General features: G+C 34.5%; 14 protein-coding genes. 2 read left to right on the forward strand and 12 right to left on the reverse strand.

The window, feature by feature from the left end; all coding sequences use genetic code 11:
* The 7 genes from FDY99_RS06705 to tssD form a co-directional block, all read right to left on the reverse strand.
* Positions 1-471, reverse strand: a complete 471-nt coding sequence (locus tag FDY99_RS06705) for a DUF4280 domain-containing protein (RefSeq protein ID WP_139420160.1) — start codon at positions 469-471, stop codon at positions 1-3.
* A 24-nt stretch (positions 472-495) separates the two neighbouring features.
* Positions 496-1470: a hypothetical protein gene (locus tag FDY99_RS06710; protein WP_139420162.1), complete on the reverse strand. Its 975-nt coding sequence runs from the start codon at positions 1468-1470 to the stop codon at positions 496-498.
* Positions 1471-1620: 150 nt separating this feature from the next.
* Positions 1621-2229 carry a hypothetical protein gene (locus tag FDY99_RS06715; protein ID WP_139420164.1) on the reverse strand — a complete coding sequence of 203 codons (609 nt, stop codon included), beginning with the start codon at positions 2227-2229 and terminating at the stop codon, positions 1621-1623.
* Between the two features lie 36 nt (positions 2230-2265).
* Positions 2266-2610, reverse strand: a complete 345-nt coding sequence (locus FDY99_RS06720) for a hypothetical protein (protein WP_139420166.1) — start codon at positions 2608-2610, stop codon at positions 2266-2268.
* Positions 2611-2612: 2 nt separating this feature from the next.
* Positions 2613-4394 carry a hypothetical protein gene (locus tag FDY99_RS06725; protein WP_228448751.1) on the reverse strand — a complete coding sequence of 594 codons (1782 nt, stop codon included), beginning with the start codon at positions 4392-4394 and terminating at the stop codon, positions 2613-2615.
* A 3-nt stretch (positions 4395-4397) separates the two neighbouring features.
* Positions 4398-6356 carry a type VI secretion system Vgr family protein gene (locus FDY99_RS06730; RefSeq protein WP_139420168.1) on the reverse strand — a complete coding sequence of 653 codons (1959 nt, stop codon included), beginning with the start codon at positions 6354-6356 and terminating at the stop codon, positions 4398-4400.
* A 261-nt stretch (positions 6357-6617) separates the two neighbouring features.
* Positions 6618-7022 (reverse strand): type VI secretion system tube protein TssD, encoded by a 405-nt coding sequence (tssD, locus tag FDY99_RS06735; protein ID WP_074232213.1) that lies wholly within the window; start codon positions 7020-7022, stop codon positions 6618-6620.
* Between the two features lie 299 nt (positions 7023-7321).
* Between tssD and FDY99_RS06740 the strand changes: the two genes are divergently transcribed.
* Both FDY99_RS06740 and FDY99_RS06745 read left to right on the forward strand, forming a co-directional pair.
* Positions 7322-8350 (forward strand): LacI family DNA-binding transcriptional regulator, encoded by a 1029-nt coding sequence (locus FDY99_RS06740; RefSeq protein ID WP_102978806.1) that lies wholly within the window; start codon positions 7322-7324, stop codon positions 8348-8350.
* 574 nt (positions 8351-8924) lie between these two features.
* The gene (locus FDY99_RS06745) at positions 8925-9905 is read left to right on the forward strand and encodes a hypothetical protein (protein WP_139420172.1); all 981 of its coding nucleotides are present in this window, start codon (positions 8925-8927) and stop codon (positions 9903-9905) included.
* 153 nt (positions 9906-10058) lie between these two features.
* Here the strand turns inward: FDY99_RS06745 and FDY99_RS06750 are convergent, their stop codons facing one another.
* The 5 genes from FDY99_RS06750 to FDY99_RS06770 all read right to left on the reverse strand — a co-directional run bounded on the left by FDY99_RS06750 (position 10059) and on the right by FDY99_RS06770 (position 16926).
* The gene (locus FDY99_RS06750; RefSeq protein ID WP_139420174.1) at positions 10059-11678 is read right to left on the reverse strand and encodes a UxaA family hydrolase; all 1620 of its coding nucleotides are present in this window, start codon (positions 11676-11678) and stop codon (positions 10059-10061) included.
* A 5-nt stretch (positions 11679-11683) separates the two neighbouring features.
* A complete protein-coding gene (locus FDY99_RS06755; RefSeq protein WP_139420176.1) occupies positions 11684-13147 on the reverse strand; it encodes a tagaturonate reductase in 1464 nt (487 codons plus the stop codon).
* 337 nt (positions 13148-13484) lie between these two features.
* Positions 13485-15014: an MFS transporter gene (locus tag FDY99_RS06760; RefSeq protein WP_139420177.1), complete on the reverse strand. Its 1530-nt coding sequence runs from the start codon at positions 15012-15014 to the stop codon at positions 13485-13487.
* 22 nt (positions 15015-15036) lie between these two features.
* A complete protein-coding gene (locus FDY99_RS06765; RefSeq protein ID WP_139420179.1) occupies positions 15037-15696 on the reverse strand; it encodes a beta/alpha barrel domain-containing protein in 660 nt (219 codons plus the stop codon).
* A 222-nt stretch (positions 15697-15918) separates the two neighbouring features.
* Positions 15919-16926 carry a sugar kinase gene (locus FDY99_RS06770; protein ID WP_139420180.1) on the reverse strand — a complete coding sequence of 336 codons (1008 nt, stop codon included), beginning with the start codon at positions 16924-16926 and terminating at the stop codon, positions 15919-15921.
* Positions 16927-17200 lie beyond the last annotated feature (274 nt).

Genomic DNA, 17200 nt, shown 5'->3' on the forward strand with positions numbered 1-17200 from the left:
TCATTTGGTTTTAAAAAAAATGAAATGATTAGGGATTTTTTCTTCATTCAAATCCACAAACGGAAACAATTCTGTCAACACTTCTTTATCCGCATTCTTCACATTCTGCGCATTTGCCTCAGCGGTCTGCCCATGATTGATAATGGTAATACAGTCTGGTCCTCCGACAGGACAGGTAGCCTTGTTATCTTCTAAAAGGGGTTTTCCCTGATTATCTTCCAGCATGATTTTTTCATAATATCCACTCCATTGAGTAACAACTGCCTGACAAGGATTATTATTCATTTTTTTGCAGGATCCGAAGGTATTTTTCTCAAAGGTTTGTCCAATGTCTACATGAGTAGCTATAAGCTTTTTGCTTGCATCATTGATGTAGCGTTTGCTCTGTGTTTTTACGGTAAGCTTATCAGGAGTTGTACCAAACTTACATTGGCAGGTTGCTCCATGGCAAACTAAATGTTTTTCACTCATAGTATTTTGTATTTTTTCTCAGATTTACTGTTCGTATAACTGAAAATCAATTTTATATTCGGTGTTTTTCTCAAATGTTGAAAGATAACCTGTGATTGAAAATATCTCCCCGGTTTCTTTGTTCAATTTATACAGGAGATTAGCTTCTCCTTTTGTTCTGTTTTTATTGAACAGATTTTCATCTTCAGTTCCTGTTATTTTTAATGCTATTTTATTTCCTGTTGTATATTCTTTATTCAATACCAATTCTGTCCCATATCCAATTTCCTGTGTTAAACCCGAAAAATAAACCTGTAGAAAATCTTTTTTAAAAAATTGAGGATAGCTTCCATAAACAGGTAAAAAGAACAGTTTATAAAAAAGATTTCTTCCAAGCATCTCTTTCTTCAGATTAATATTTGCGTAAACCTTATTCATTTGTGTCAGAATCTGATCCGTAGTTTCAGACTGATAATAATCTTTCATTTTTGGAAGACAATCTGCTTTCCAGCGCTTAGCAATTTCTTCATGGTTGATGATATTTTCAAGCCCACCATTTTTCTTTACTGAAATCTGTAACGGATATAAAATCTGTTCTGCTTTTTCAAATAACTGTTCTATAACTTTATCAATTTCCTGATTGTTTACGTATGTTTTTTCTTTTGTCAGTTCCAAATGAAATGGAGTTCTTTTTATCTTTATTCTGTAGTGAATCTGAAGATTTTTAGGTAAAAATTTGATAACGACTCCATAAGTTTTCTCACTGGAAACAACAGGAAGATCTAATGTTGTACTTTTCAGTAATTTCTGGTCTCTGGTCTCAAACTTATCAGCAGGAATATAAACGTATTCCACATATTTAGGCAGAGATAATGTCAATAACTCCTGAAAACTGCAGTGTTTATTATGAAAATTCAAAAACTCTTCCGGAGTCATTTCATATTCTGCGGAAAATTCTTTAAGGTTTAAAATGCCTTCTACTTTAACCTTCTTATATTCATTTATCACCGAGTCTTTCATTTCAATTGTTTCCACCAATTCTTCGTTATCATTTATATTTATTAGTTTTTATCAGCAAATATTTTTTTTAAATTCATCACAGAATATAATTTTATAATAGGTTGGAAATACTTTCAGTTTCTATTTATAAACAATCCTCAAAAAGTTTTTTTAATACTTTTCTAAATCAGAAAAACTTAAATCCTGTATTTTAGGTAAGGTTTTGATCGGTTTTAGTTTAGTGTTTTTTATATTCTTTTTGTTTGGGCTAAAATCTCTGTCATATTCACTTTTAGTTCCTTTTATTAAGTCTATTTCAGTTTCGGATGTGGTTTCTTTTCCATCCCATAATACCCGTGATATTTTAATTAATTCAAAATTATTTTGCTTCAGCCTAAATTCATAACTGCTTTTACGGTTATTAATATCTGTCAGCATTCGCAAGACTCCTTCTTCAATAAAAAAATCCGGAATGGGATTGCCATTGTGTTCTCCTTTTTTATTAATCGGATATTGAGGTTGAATAATTTTTGTAGAAGAAACCAGCATTTGAAGTTTCTTGTCAGGTTGTGAAAGGAATATTTGTAATCTCAAAGGTCTGGTCTCGTCTTCAATATTCATTTCCAACATCACTTTATCATTTTGTTTGTCATTATTCAAATCTCCCACTTCTTCTTGTACCAGAGACGTGTAATTATCTTTATTAATAGTTTTTTGTGAAAATACATCAGTCTTTGCTACAAATAATAATATGATGGTGTATACTGCTATTTTTTTCATAATTCATTTTTTTTGTTGATAATCACCTGGACGGTATTAATTATCCATCAAAGGATTATCTATTAGTGCGCTTGCTATAAGATAAATAGAAAAAAACAGCCACATTAAATATAGTAATCCAAGAAAAATAATAATACGGCTTACATATAAAATCCAATCCTTTTTTATCTTTTTTAAAAGAATAATATCTATAAGAACAAATAAAATACTGGTAGGTATACTTATTATCAAACCAAATTGCTTAATTATTTTCACAATAAGTTTTAAATTAATTGATTCAACAAGAGGACTATAAACAAATAAGAAATAAGCTGTCACTACCAGATTTGCTATTAAAAAAACCAACAGAATCTTACCAATACCTTGTGTTATACTTTTCATATTTATTTCTTTTTATATCCCGGATTTACTCCTGAACTGAATGAGTTTCTTAACCCATCTTCAACTCTCTTCCACAATTGGGTATGGCTTAAACTATGGGATGCCATGGCTAAATAAGAAACAGAGCCCGGTGCTTTCATACTAGCATCTTTAAATTTCTCTTCATCCTTTTCAGTAACCAGGCCAGCATGGTATTGAGTTACAAATTTTGAATACACTGCTAAGTTTTTTCTCAGTTTTGTAACTTCAGTATCTAATTTGCCAAAAACTACAGGCTCAATAGCATAATCAATTGTCCGTACAACAAAAGTTAACATGCTGGGTTTAATAAACTGACTTAATAACCTCATAAGCAGGTCTTCTAATTCACGTTTGTGTACGGCACCCTGTACTCCTTTTAAAAAAGCAGTAAATTCTCCTTTTTTATTTCTGGAATTATAGGGATCACTTTCAAAAATAGGTACGTCTAGAATAGGCAGGCTTTTTGTTTGTTTTTGAGGTGTCCATGAAGTTTCATCAATACTATCCGTGATTCCTTTATTTTCTCCAAATATCCCGGCCAATAAACTCAATAAGTAACTGTCTTTTGGACTGGTCTTAATGGCTAAAAGAATATTTAAAACTTGTAAACCTTGTGTCAAGTTTAGATTTTTCACCCACGTAGACTTGTCATAACCACCAGCAATCGAAGAATAATTTTTATGAACATGAGAGGTCCATTGCTGAAGACTATTTAAAAGATTAACAAATGAAGCTTTTTCTTTCTGTAGGTTTGAATTTTCGATCTTCAGAGAGTTGATGTACTTAATAAACTCACCTACTATAATATTAAATCCTAAAAAGCCTTTTGCCGTTTCCTGCCATGCTAACGTTGCTTTGTTTTTAAAATCCTGCCAGATCAGGCTTTTAAAATAGGTCATAATAATATCCTTATCGACACTTTTAACCATTTTTATACCTGCTTCAAATCTATCCATTTGAAAAGACTTTAGTAAGCCCTCCAAATTAGTAAGGCTAAAATCAGCAATCAGTTGTTGAGTCAAATCATAGTCATTATGTACATTAATGATTTTACATCCTTTATGTAATTTGGTATGATTCAGCTGGTGTTTCTTTTGAAAAAAAGGAGTCGATAAATAAGTGATACTTTTAACTTTCCATAATTTTGGAAATTCTGTAATCTTACGGGGTTTCAAAATAGCAGATTTTGTGATCATTTCCTTACTGGAAACAAGTTCTGTAAATTGATTAATGACATTCCCACCATGAGAATGACCAATCAAATGTAAATGTACCTCTTGATTTTTCCAGCCGGAATACGTTCTTAATAATACATCAAATAATCTCTCAGAAGCTACGATTCTTTCCTTAGTATCGTTGTCACCAGACCAGCTAAAAAACTGACCTTCAATATGCAGGTCGTGAAATTGAGGCTTAAGTTCCTTGAGCTTGTTCCAAAGATTGTTTAAACTCTCTTCAGTTTCTTTTTTGGTTTTTTCATCGTAATATTTCCAATATTCTGTATTGGCATGATGTTTTTTCCCGTCGGTATTGATAGGATCCGTTGTTCCTGCTACAAACATCACAATATCAATAATTCGTCCCTCTCTTTTAGGAGGATCTTCAGGATTGTCTCCAAACAGTTTTCCGTTTTCAGCTGTTGCTATTAATTTTTTGGATGAAGAATAAGTCATTTTACCAACATACTCAGTATGCTGTCCTTTAACGATCTCAATAGAATCACCTTCTATGATACTTATCTTCGCAACATTATCGTTTGACATATCCTAATGCATATTGGTTTTTTCGTTGGCCTGTCCATTAATTTCAGTTTGAGAATGAATTTTATGATCCTTCTCACTATGAATTAATCTTTCTCCTTTTACTACTTTCTGACTATCCTGCTCAACCTCACTTTCTTTATTACCTTTAATAAATTCCATCATTTTTCCAACAACATTGGTCATGAAGTTTCCTCCAATCATCACATTTTTCACTGCTCCCACGCTTTGTGAGCTATTCATGGTAATACTTTCTGTTTTGTTCATACCAACGATATTACTTTGGTCTGCGCCTACAGAAGTACTCATATTTTGTCCCACCTTAATATCTAAATTTTCTCCTACATTAAAAGTCATATTTTTTGGGGAGGTTACCGTTATATTTCCTTTTCCATCCATGAAATAGGTATTGCCACTTGGATCAATGATATTTACACTTCCTTCATCATCATTCATCAGAACTTTAATTCCACTTTTTGTTTGAATGGATCTCATATGATTATTGATTCCGCCTCCCAAAGCTGTTCCCCCATGAAACATTCCCCCCATTACAAAAGGTCGGTCGGGATGATTGTGTACAAAGTTTACCATTACCTGATCGCCGACTTCTGGTATTGCAACATAACCTCTATTCTGAGTGATCTGATCTGTTCCTCCTGCATCAGGACTCATCATTCGGATGAAATGAGTTGTGTCGTTTGTTTGCCAATCAAATCTTACCTGAACTCTTCCTTGTCCTTCAGGATCGGTGTTTGAAATGACAGTTGCGATCTGTGGCTGCGCAATAGGAACGGTAAATTCAGGTTTGGGTAGAAAGCCTGTATCAGATGCAATTCCTGCAAAACTTCCGGTGTAATGACCAATTGTATCTATTTCATGAGTTGTTTCTGTAATCATGATTCTTGTGAAATACGAAGTTTCATTCGTATCAACTTTTCGCATTTCAATATCCACAGAACATCCCGGATGTAAAAAAGGAACGGTTGTAGAACCTGAAAGATTGAAAACATTCACCGCCTCGCTTCCAGAAGTGCTTTTTTGTGAATATTCAACATCCAAATGAGTTGTTGCTTTTATTGGAGCAACTCGTAATGATGGAGTTTTATAAATAGCATCGTTGTGTTGATAAGCCGTTTTTGCTAAATCTCCAACATGCTGAATCGGTGTTAAACCCGATTTCAAAACTTCATTCTTATTACTATTGTAGCCGTAAAATTGTGGTTTGGTATGAACCGCTTTTAATTCTACTTTTATGTCGTTTGCACTGCTTCCGTAAGTTAATTTAATCGGCTTATTTTGCGGTGGAAGTTTTCCAAAGTGCAGAACTTCTCCATCGTAATAAAACTGTTCGCCATATGCTTCTGCCATTCTTGCCAAATAATTGTAATGGGTTTCATCGTATTGACTGCTGTAAATAATTTGAGAATAATCATTTGTATCAATTCTGATATCAAAACGGCTTTTATCTAAACCCTGTTTTATCACTTCTTCAGCAATAATTCCCATATTGACAGCCTGATTTCCACCAAAACTTTGAATATGTGGTGCTCCATCCAATAAAATTGTTGGACTGTAACCTGACAAAACGATATTTCCCAGACTCATTTTCTCCTGACTGAAACCAACTCCCGTGATAACGCCTACAAAAGTGCGTTCAGGACTGTTTTCGATGTCTTTATAAGAAATGACAGCCGTTAATCTTTTTCCTAAAAATTTATTCGCTTCTTCTAAAGTATGGGTTTGGCGGTCGCCTAAAGTATCATGCGCTAAAGTCAGCGTAAATTCGTGGTGCTTCTGTGAGCTTTGGGTAAGCTTAAAATGTTTGTAATATTTGATCACCTTACCTTCAATGACCAAAGATAATTTTACCAGTCTGTTGATCCCGGTATGATGATTCTCTGAAATTCCTGCTGCATTCTGAGATGGTCGGAAAACGGAACCTCCAGATGTGTCAAAACTTTTCATATCTGCGTAAATTTGGTGTATAGAGCATAAATTTATAAAATATTATTCATCTCGATATGATAAATCTTATTTATTTTGCTTAATCAATTTAATGGGAATGCAATTAGCTTGCCTTATGCATCTTACATTTCGGCAATGCTATTATTCTTTTTGAATCCTTCTTTTTGAAATTATTTTTTTTCAAAGAAGAATTAGGGCAAAAAAGACCGTCTTTTGAGGACAGTCTTTTATATATTACTATAAATAATAAATCTGCAAATTTTAGCTTGTTGGCCAAATTCCTTCATAAGCAGAGTTACCATAGTTGATTTTCTCAGCACTTACTACAAAGCTGATCAACATTGAGTTTTCGTCTACTGCATCGAAATCTACTTCGTGTTGAATTACATAACCGTTTTCCCAGTTTAAGGTAATCAAAGTTCCTTCTTCGTGAGATTTATTGAAAGTAATTTCGCCTGAAGTTGGCTTGTATTTTCCGTTTAACAATGACTCAAGGATGTCAGATTTTTCTGTTGCCTCGATCGTTAATTTGATTAATGCATTTGAAGGATCTGATGCTACTCTACCTGAAACATCTGTAGATCTTGAAACGCTGTAGTTCAGCTTTAGTAATTTTTGACCTTCGCTTCCGTTGAATTTTAAGATTCCTCTTGAATTTGCTGCCATAATAAGTAAATTTTAAATCGTTAGTATTTTTGTGATTTCTATAACCCAAAGATAGATACACCAAAAATATTTTTAAAACTTTTAAACTATTATTTCGAAAATTGTAGTAATTCTACGATTTCATGTAGTAAAACTACGATAGCTTTGCAAAGCTTTTAGAAATAGATTGTTCAGTACTATTTAATCAATAACATATAAAATTATAGCTTCTGCGTTATTGGTATTTATAATTTGATTAAATTTACCACCATTCCATACAAGGAATACGGATGGAAAATTAACGTTAGTCCAGAATACCTATGACAAAGAAAAATGCCACTATTTATGATATTTCAAAGAAGCTAAACGTAAGTGTGGCAACGGTTTCCAGAGCATTGAATGATAATCCGAGAATCAGCCAGGCGACGAAAGATTTGGTGGTTAAAACGGCAAAGGAAATGAACTATAAGCAGAATAACCTTGCCAAAGCTCTAAAAAGTGGGGAAACCAAAAACGTAGGAATCATCGTTCCGTACATTAATACCAACTTTTTCTCATCGGTTATCCGTGGAATTGAGGAAGAGCTTTCTCTTCACGGTTATCACGTGATTATCTGCCAAAGTCATGAAGATGTTTTAACGGAAAAAAAGCATTTGAACACTTTATTAAATGCTCAGGTTGACGGAATTTTCATGTCTGTTTCCCGTACCACAGTAGACACGGAACATATTCAACAAATTTTAAATACATCCAATACGCCTATTATATTTTTCGATAGAAAGAAAGATATTCCGGGAATTAGCACAGTTACCATTGATGACTACAAAGGTGGGTACATGGCAACCGAGCATCTTATTTCTGAAGGGTATAAAAACATCTGTCACTTTGCCGGAGACTTGAATCTTGAGATTTATCAAAACCGTCTGAATGGTTATAAACAGGCTTTAATTGATCACAAATTTCAGGTAAAAGAAGAAAACATCATTTCTACGGGAAGTTCGATTGAAGCAGGAATTGATGCCATCAAAACTTTATGGAGCAGACCATCCATTCCGGATGCTATATTTTCTTCCAGTGATTTTGCAGCGTTGGGAGCTTGTCAGGAATTAAAGAAGCGTAAGATTAAAATTCCTCAGGAAGTTGCTGTTATCGGCTTCTCCAATGAACCTTTTACCCAGTTTATGGAACTTCCGATGAGCTCGATGGATCAGACTCCGTTGATTATGGGAAATATGGCTGGACAGGTTTTCCTTGATCATATTAAAGATAATTCTTCCGGAGTTTCTATTGAGAAGAAGGTTGTTCTTGCACCGAAGATTTGTGTAAGGAAGTCTTCAAAAAGGAAATAGTTTTTTAAATTTCTTTTGTCTTGAAACAAAAGAAACAAAAATTCAAGACTTGGAACTGAAAGGCTAAAAATAAGCAATACTCTCTAAAAATTCTAAAACTTGCGCGAGTTCAAGATGAATACTTTGATTGTTAATTTGTGTCGCGCTTCAAACAGAAGAATTTTCTTAACGTTCGCATCGCTTATTTTCTTAACACTTTCATTTCCTATGTCGTATTGAAGGCAAATAAAATATTTTTCACTATTATCTTTACAGTGTTTGTCATTCTGACGAAGGAAGAATCTCAGCTTTACTTTATTTTGCGAGTAAATCAAAGATTTCACAAATTCAAATAATAGAAATAAACGAAAGATTAAAACTTACACGTGAAAAATTCCCCTCCAGAGGAGGGGTGGCAAAAATTCGTAAGAATTTTTGACGGGGTGGTTTGTTTTCGCAGGAATGTAGAAATTGGTTTTGTTTTAATATGAATTAAAATTTGTTATTCATTTTTATTTAATTATTTTTAATTAAATAATTGTTTGAATTGACGGATAGTGTCAATTCAAACAATTATGTTCAATTTTACTCCACTATGGACAGAAAAATTCTATTAAATCAATTAGAATTAGCGTATTCTCCTTTAACGGCTTATGAATTCGCTGTTGTAAAAAATGATAAACTAATTGAAAGGGCTTTAAAAAGGTCAAGTTTATATGTTATTGCGCAAAGACCTGCAATAACATTCGAAAATTTATACTCCGATAATAAGGAATTTAAATTAAACTTCGAAATACATCAACAAGGAAATGTAAATATTTTAAAATGCGAACTTCCTTTTGACCAAGAAATATTTGGATTAATTAAAGATAATGAAGTGGAGATTGCAATTAATTATCTCAATGATTCTTTAAAAGAAGAAAATCCTTTCAGTAATATTCATGGTTTTTCTTTATTAAGTAATAGGAATAATAAAAAAGAATTTATAGTATGGTTTTCGCCTGAAAAACTATTGCAAAACTGGTGGAAAGGTTTCGTTAATTGCGCTATTTTAGGAGATTGGAGTTCATTTTTATCATATCAAGTACATTATGTTGGAAAAGCTACTAAACAAAGTATTTTGAAAAGATTAACAGGTCATTCAACATTGCAAGATATACTTTCATTGCAAACTCCTGTAACTGAAAAACAATTACCTGCAAATGAAATAGTAATTTTACCATTTGAATTTCAAGATAATTTACAAATAGAATCTTTTAGTTCTATGTCTAATATAGACGACATGGTTGACAGCTTTTTAGGAAAAAACTATCCTGAACAAGAAAAAGTTTTTTTAGATGCAGAAAAAGCTTTGATAAAAGCTATGGAACCATCATACAATAATGAAATGTTTAAAAAATATCCTATCAGTAAAGATGGACTGTACTCCGACAAATATAATTCTATATCTTACACTTTCACAGATCCAATTATTCTAAAATATAATAATGGAGATATTAGAGGTGGATTAACTCATATTGGGGGAGATACGATTTTAATAAGTGACAATACAACCTTCGAATTAATTAAACACTAAGAAATCGATGTTGTAGATTTGTGCAATTAGTGACTTTCTGCAAATACAATAATCTTATCACAGATTCTAAATACGGTTATCAACAAAAAAGAAAATGCTCTCTACACGATGTAGAAAGCATTTTCAACCCTAATATTTAATATAATTAACCCACTACAAAGAGACACCTCGTCTCCATGGAATGAAATCATTCTGATTAAGAACGTCTGCTTTGGTTTTTACTTCACCGCTGGCTACGTTGATGATGAGTTCCAGAAGTTCGTCTGCTGCTTCGGGAATTGTTTTTTCTCCGCTGATTACGGTACCTGCATTGAAATCAATAATGTCTGACATTTTTTCTGCCAAAATTGTGTTGGAAGAGATCTTCACAACCGGCGTAATCGGATTTCCCATCGGTGTTCCAAGACCTGTAGTAAAAAGCACCACTGTCGCTCCTGAACCGACTAAAGCCGTTGTACATTCGGCATCATTTCCTGGGGTACACAGAAGATTCAGACCTGGTTTTGTAGCATATTCTGTAAAGTCGAGAACTTCTACAATTGGTGCTGCACCGCCTTTTTTTGCGGCTCCTGCAGATTTCATGGCATCGGTAATTAAACCGTCTTTAATATTTCCGGGAGACGGATTCATATCAAATCCTGAACCTGCCGCAACCACAGAGGCTTCAAAATCTTTCATCAGTTTCAGGAACTTTACACCGTCTTCATCGTTGATACAACGGTTGACCAGCTCCTGCTCTACTCCACACAATTCTGGGAACTCGGCCAACATGGTTGTTCCACCAACTGCCGCCATAATATCTGAAACTTCACCCAAAACAGGGTTCGCAGAAATTCCCGAAAAACCGTCTGACCCACCACATTCCAAACCAATATTTAGTTTAGTGATGGATGCTGGTTTTCTTTCTATGTCGTTGGCTTTTTTAATACCTTCATAAGAATCTTTGATAACACCAGTCAGCATTTCATCGATAGTTCCTGATTTTTGTTGCTCGTAAACAACGATTGGTTTTTTATTATTTGGAGCCAAAGCGTGCAGTGCATCCATAAAGATTTGCACCTGAAGATTTTGGCAACCTAAGCTGAGAACCGTTGCTCCTGCAACATTCGGGTTGTTGACATATCCTGCGAACAGTCTTCCCAATGCTTCCGCATCCTGACGAATTCCACCACAACCACCTTGATGTGTGATGAATCTTACGTCTATATTTTTAAATATTCTTGTATCTTCTTCTTTTTCTTCTTCTTCAACAACGTCAGTCGCTCCACCATTTAATAATGACCGTAACAACAATTGATGTTTGCTGGCTTTATCATGAAGTAATTCTTTTTCAAAAATATCCTTCAGTGTTTCGATATTTTTGTTTTCGCAGAATACCAATGGGAAAAATAACCAGACGTTTTCTGTTCCTACCTGTCCGTCTTCACGGTGGTAGCCCATGAAAGTACGGTCTTTCCATTTGTCTACATTGGGTGGAGTCCAGCCTAAAGTTTCGGTTTTCCCGACTACTTTTGCACTTTGGTGCTTTACGTTTTCGGTGGTAATGACTTCGCCTTTTTTGATAGATTGGTTGGCTTTTCCAACGATTACGCCATACATCAAAATATGGTCGCCATCCTCAAAATCTACGGCGGCGAATTTATGTTTTGCTTTAATATCTTTAAGAATCGTATAATCTGTACCGTCTAGATGCACCGATTCTCCGGCAGGCAAATCCATCAATGCTACAATAACGTTGTCTTTAGGATTTACTTTCAGTACTTTCTTTTGCATGATTTTTAAGAATAAAATTGAATGAAATTTTTGTAGGCAGTTTCTATGTCATTGTGGTCGATTTCGTACAATGCTTTTGATACTGCAGCTTTCAGACCTTCAACTTGTGTAAGGTCGGTATCCCAGAACAGTTTTTCGCTCAACGAAAGTTCTGAAACTACTTCGTAATCTTCGTTTTTCCAGATTTCCTTGAATCTGTTTATGATTGCTTCTTCGTCATTCAGAGGAAGAGACTTTTCACCAAAACTTCCCTGATAGAATCTGATTAAACTTGCCAGAGAGAACGTTAAGTTCAACGGAAGTTTGTTATTTCTTTCAACATAAGTCAACAAACTCGGAACCACTCTTACTTTAAATTTAGAAACAAAATATAAAGCAATACTCGCCAAATGGTGTTTGATGAAAGGATTTCTAAATCTGTCAAATACTTCTTCCGCAAATTCTTTCAACTCAGTTTCATCTAAACCTAAAGTTTGATTGACTTCATTGAATATCGATTCGCTTAAAAAAGTTCCGATAAACTGGTCATCGATTGCTTCTTTTACGATTTCTTTTCCTGCTAAAATTGCCGGAGCCAACATCAATGTATGTCCGCCATTCAGAATTCTAACTTTTCTTAAACGGTATGGCTGAATATCATCCACTACCAAAATCTGTTCGTTGATTTTATCGAAAGGAATTCTTTGTTTTAAATCTTCACCTCCCTGAATCACCCATAAAAGGAATGTTTCTGAAACCACCATCATTGGATCTTCATAATCCAACTGGTCTTCATAAGTTGCAGCATCATCTTTCGGATATCCCGGAACGATTCTGTCTACCAAAGTATTGTGGAAGTGATTACTCTGTTCAATCCATTGCGCAAAACCTTCTTCTAAATTCCAAAGTTGGGCATATTTTAAAATAATATCTCTTAAAACGAAAGCATTTTCTTCGATCAGTTCGCAAGGAATAATTCTTAATCCTTTGTCTGCTGCTCCATTGAAATACTTGTATCTTTCGTGCAGTAAAACCGCTACTTTCGCAGGGAAATTTTTATGCGGACCTTCGTAAGAAGTTTCTGTTTCATCATAAGCGATTCCTGTTTCGGTCGTATTAGAAAATACAAATTCAAGCTCTTCTTCTTTTGCTAATTCTAAGAAACTGTTGTAATCCGCATAGGGATTAATTGACTTCTGAATAACTGAAATCACGCATTTTTCATCGATGATTTCTCCTTTTTTAATTCCTCTTGAAAATAAAGTGTACAAATTCCCCTGTTCTTCAAGCTTGTGAACCGAACCATTTGGTGTTGGCTGAATATTGACAATTCCTGCATTGAAATCTGCCTCTTTATTTAATTTATCAATTACATAATCTGTAAATCCGCGCATGAAGTTTCCTCCACCGAACTGTACGATTTTGATTGGTAATTTTGTATCTATACCGCTGTTTTGACGGTTTAACTGTTGTTTTGTCTGATTTTCCATCTTCTTGTTGATGATTTTTAACGCAAAGTCCGCAAAGGTTTTTTGGACAAAATGCTGTATATTTTCCGTTCGCAAAGGCGTTTCACTTAGCTAAGAGCGCTATAAAATTGCTTTGCTTCTTATTTATTTTGGTTTCTTACAATTTCATCAAAATTAATTTACTCCACCCCTTCCTTCGACAAGCTCAGGATGACATGTGATTTAATTCTGATGAAATTTTCAAGGCATTTTTCCTCCCTTTAGGGTTGGGGAAAAGAAAAATGATTTGAAATTTCTTTTCAAACCTTCAAGGTTTTTGAAACCTTGAAGGTTTATTTTTTTATTACAAAATTTCAGTTTATTTACTGATCACTTTATACTTTGGAACCAACATTTTCATAACTGTCCATGCGATTAGATACGCAACTGCACAGATAGAGAAAATAATCATATATCCTTTGTCGATACCGTCTGAAACAACTGCTCCTGATTTTTCTAATTGTTCGAAGAAACCATCCGGTAATCTTTCGTTGATATATTGAGGATATTTTTCCAGCAAAGGAACTCCATCAACGGTTGACCAAGCTTTATGTGCATGATCGAACAATAATCCTGAAGATTTATTGATAATGAATGAACCAATTCCTCCTGCCATTCCGCCAATTCCTGTAATGGTTGCGATGGCTTTTTTCGGGAACATATCGCCAACTGTAGAGAAAATATTCGCTGACCAAGCTTGGTGTGCTGCTCCTGCGACACCAATAATTAATACCGGAATCCAATATGTTGCTGCACCTAAAGGTTGTGCTAAAAGCGCTAACAAAGGGAAAAATGCGAAAATTAACATCGCTTTCATTCTTCCATTATACGCATTCATTCCTTTCTTTTCAACAAAATATTTTGGAAGCCACCCTCCAATAATTGACAGTAAAGTAATCATGTACAATACAAATAATGGCAATGCACTTTGTGTAGAATCCATTCCGTAAACCGAACTTAAATACGCCGGAGTCCAGAATAAAAAGAACCACCAAACACCGTCTGTCATAAATTTTCCAAAAGCAAAAGCCCAAGTTTGTCTGTAACTGAAACATTCTCTGAATGTGAATACTTTTTCCGGAACTGAAGTGTCTTCATTAGGTAGATCATCCTGATCCTGGTTGATATAAGTAAGCTCATGTTCGTTAACTCTCTTGTGTAAATGAGGCTTTTTGTAAACAAATACCCAAAGTCCCATCCAAACAAATCCTAAAGCACCAATGATGATAAATGCCCATTCCCAACCCATTGATTTTGCAATAAAGGGAATTGTAACCGGTGCTGCCAAAGCTCCTACCGTTGCTCCTGCATTCCAGATACTTGTAGAAAATGCTCTGTCTTTTTTAGGAAAATATTCTGCTGTCGTCTTAATCGCTGCCGGAAAATTTCCAGCTTCACCAATTGCCAAAACGAAACGTGCAAAAATGAATAAAGTAACACTTGTACTGATTACTGCAGAAACGCTTCCTACATTTCCGATAATTTCTTTAGACTCGTGAAAACCTACAAACCAGCTTCCGGTAAGAATTCCTGAAGTTGCGATCCCGCAGAATGCATGTAAAACTGCACCAATAGACCAAACTCCGATTGCCCAAAGGAAACCCTTTTTGGTATCCATCCAATCGACAAACTTTCCTGCGAAAAGCATTCCTACAGCATAAAATATTGAAAATAATGCCGTGATGTTTCCGTAATCGTTGTTATTCCAATGAAATTCCGGTGCGATAAAATCTTTCCACGTCAATGATAAAACCTGACGATCCAAATAATTGATCGTGGTTGCAAGAAATAACAGCAAACATATTGTCCACCTATATTGTGTCGGTTTAAGAGATTTAACTGAACTCATATTAGTTTTTAGAATTTAGTTATTATTTTAAAGTTTGGATGATATCCAATACTTTCTTAGTTTCACTTTCTATCGTTGCATAGTCTTTCGCAAGCATCAATTCTCTGCTTACTAATTTGCTTCCCATTCCTACTGCAGAAACTCCAGCTTTGAACCAGCTTTCGATACTTTCTTTTGTGGTATCAACTCCTCCAGTCGGCATAAAATGCAGATTTGGGAAAACGTCTCTAATTGCACTCATAAATCCTGCACCTAAAGCATTACCTGGGAATAATTTAATAAAAGTCACTCCTGCAGTTTCAGCAGCGATAATTTCTGTCGGAGTCATACAACCTGGACTGTACAACAAATCTTTTGGAATTAAAAATGCTGCAACTTCCGCCACAAAACCGGGACTGATGAAGAAATCTGCACCAGCTTTATAATATTCTTCTGCTTGCTTTACATTCTTGATCGTTCCAATTCCAAGAAGCATTTCAGGCATTTCTGCATTACGAACTTCTACCATTTTTATGAAATTACTCAACGCTGCTTCTCCACGACTCGTATATTCTACCGCACGAATTCCTGCTTTGTAAAGTGATCTTAATATTTCTAAAGTTACCGTTTCATCAGCATTATAATACAAAGGCAAAGCTCCCTGATTAATGATGGTGTTTGTAACTAATTGAATTTTTGTCATTTTGTTTAATTATTTTGTTTGAAAATAATCTTTGATGGCGGTTTATCCATCCTTTAGTATGCTGTATTTGCCAGACTTTCGTTTTTAACGCAAAGGGTGCAAAGATTTTTTTTTTTTAAACTTGATGTATATTTTTAAGTTCGCAAAGGTGTTTCACTTAAATATGACAACAAATGTTTTTAATTTTAAGCAAGTTGCTATAAACTATCAACTAACAACGATCTATCTCTTAATTCTTCCTCCGGAATTTCCGTTCATTACTTCTTCAATATCTTCTGCGCTGCAATAATTGATGTCGCCTAAAATAGTATGTTTTATGGCACAAGCTGCGTTGGCAAATTTTAATGCTTTTTCGTCATCGAAATTTAATAATCCATAAATTAAACCTGCTGCAAAAGCATCTCCCGTTCCGATTCTATCAACTACAGGATTTACTTCCAACAATTCTGTTTCAAAATAATTCCCATCGACTAAAGCTCTTCCCTGCGTTTGCTGAGAACTTGCTGTAACGCCTATTCTTATTTTGTCGAAAATTTTATGAATAGAAGGACATTGTTTTTTTAATTCCTCACAAGCTTCCATAAACCCTTGTTGGTCTGATGAAAATTGAGTTCCAAGAATTTCATTAATTTCATTGACACCACCGATGAAAATCGTTGAATAAGAAACCAATTCTTTTAAAACCTCATTTCCGTTTTTACCGTATTTCCAAAGATTGGAACGGTAAGCAGGATCTGTAGTTATTTCAATTCCCATTTCACGAGCGGTTAATAAACCTTCTTTCAAAGTTTCGTAAGCACCTTCTGAAATTCCAGGACTGATGCCTGTCCAGTGGAAATATTTGCAACCTTCTAAAGCTTTTTTCCAGTCAACCTGTTGTGGTTTGATGTTGGCAAAAGAACCGTTCAATCTGTTGTAAGCAATTCTGCTCGCACGAACTGATGAACCAACTTCAAGAAAATATAATCCTAAAGGATGATCATTTTTATTAATGAAAGATGTATTGATCCCAAAACTTTTGATGAAAGACAATGCAGATTCTCCCACAAAATCGTCAGAAACATTGCTGATGTGCGTTACTTCGCAGCCCATTGTTGCCAATGAAGAAGCTACGTTGAGCTCGGTTCCTCCGAAAAAGAATTCCATTTCGTGGCTCTGTCTCATCGTTTTGTTTCCTGGAGGTGAAAGTCTCATGATGATTTCACCGAAAGTAAGTATTTTACTAGCCATATTTTAAATACTCTTTAATCTCTGCTGTTATTTAGACACAAAGTGCGCTAAGATTTTTCTTTTAAAACTTGATGTATATTTTTAAGTTCGCAAAGGCGTTCTACTCAGCCAAGCTCACAAAGATTTTTCAAATTGAGAAAAATTGCAGATATGAAAATTATTGTTTTTCTGAACCATTAAAGTTTTGAGCTTAAAAAACTTAACTCCTTAATGGTTCAAATTTATTTTTTATTTCTCGCAGATTGAGCAAATTTTGCAGATTTAAAAATGATCT

Source organism: Chryseobacterium mulctrae (assembly GCF_006175945.1).
Taxonomy (GTDB): Bacteria; Bacteroidota; Bacteroidia; order Flavobacteriales; family Weeksellaceae; genus Chryseobacterium; species Chryseobacterium mulctrae.

What these genes read in the sequence shown, in the direction of transcription:
- FDY99_RS06705 (WP_139420160.1), bottom strand. Translation starts at nt 471, where the DNA reads ATGAGTGAAAAACATTTAGTTTGCCATGGAGCAACCTGCCAATGTAAG.
- FDY99_RS06710 (WP_139420162.1), bottom strand. Translation starts at nt 1,470, where the DNA reads ATGAAAGACTCGGTGATAAATGAATATAAGAAGGTTAAAGTAGAAGGC.
- FDY99_RS06715 (WP_139420164.1), bottom strand. Translation starts at nt 2,229, where the DNA reads ATGAAAAAAATAGCAGTATACACCATCATATTATTATTTGTAGCAAAG.
- FDY99_RS06720 (WP_139420166.1), bottom strand. Translation starts at nt 2,610, where the DNA reads ATGAAAAGTATAACACAAGGTATTGGTAAGATTCTGTTGGTTTTTTTA.
- FDY99_RS06725 (WP_228448751.1), bottom strand. Translation starts at nt 4,394, where the DNA reads ATGTCAAACGATAATGTTGCGAAGATAAGTATCATAGAAGGTGATTCT.
- FDY99_RS06730 (WP_139420168.1), bottom strand. Translation starts at nt 6,356, where the DNA reads ATGAAAAGTTTTGACACATCTGGAGGTTCCGTTTTCCGACCATCTCAG.
- tssD (WP_074232213.1), bottom strand. Translation starts at nt 7,022, where the DNA reads ATGGCAGCAAATTCAAGAGGAATCTTAAAATTCAACGGAAGCGAAGGT.
- FDY99_RS06740 (WP_102978806.1), top strand. Translation starts at nt 7,322, where the DNA reads ATGACAAAGAAAAATGCCACTATTTATGATATTTCAAAGAAGCTAAAC.
- FDY99_RS06745 (WP_139420172.1), top strand. Translation starts at nt 8,925, where the DNA reads ATGGACAGAAAAATTCTATTAAATCAATTAGAATTAGCGTATTCTCCT.
- FDY99_RS06750 (WP_139420174.1), bottom strand. Translation starts at nt 11,678, where the DNA reads ATGCAAAAGAAAGTACTGAAAGTAAATCCTAAAGACAACGTTATTGTA.
- FDY99_RS06755 (WP_139420176.1), bottom strand. Translation starts at nt 13,147, where the DNA reads ATGGAAAATCAGACAAAACAACAGTTAAACCGTCAAAACAGCGGTATA.
- FDY99_RS06760 (WP_139420177.1), bottom strand. Translation starts at nt 15,014, where the DNA reads ATGAGTTCAGTTAAATCTCTTAAACCGACACAATATAGGTGGACAATA.
- FDY99_RS06765 (WP_139420179.1), bottom strand. Translation starts at nt 15,696, where the DNA reads ATGACAAAAATTCAATTAGTTACAAACACCATCATTAATCAGGGAGCT.
- FDY99_RS06770 (WP_139420180.1), bottom strand. Translation starts at nt 16,926, where the DNA reads ATGGCTAGTAAAATACTTACTTTCGGTGAAATCATCATGAGACTTTCA.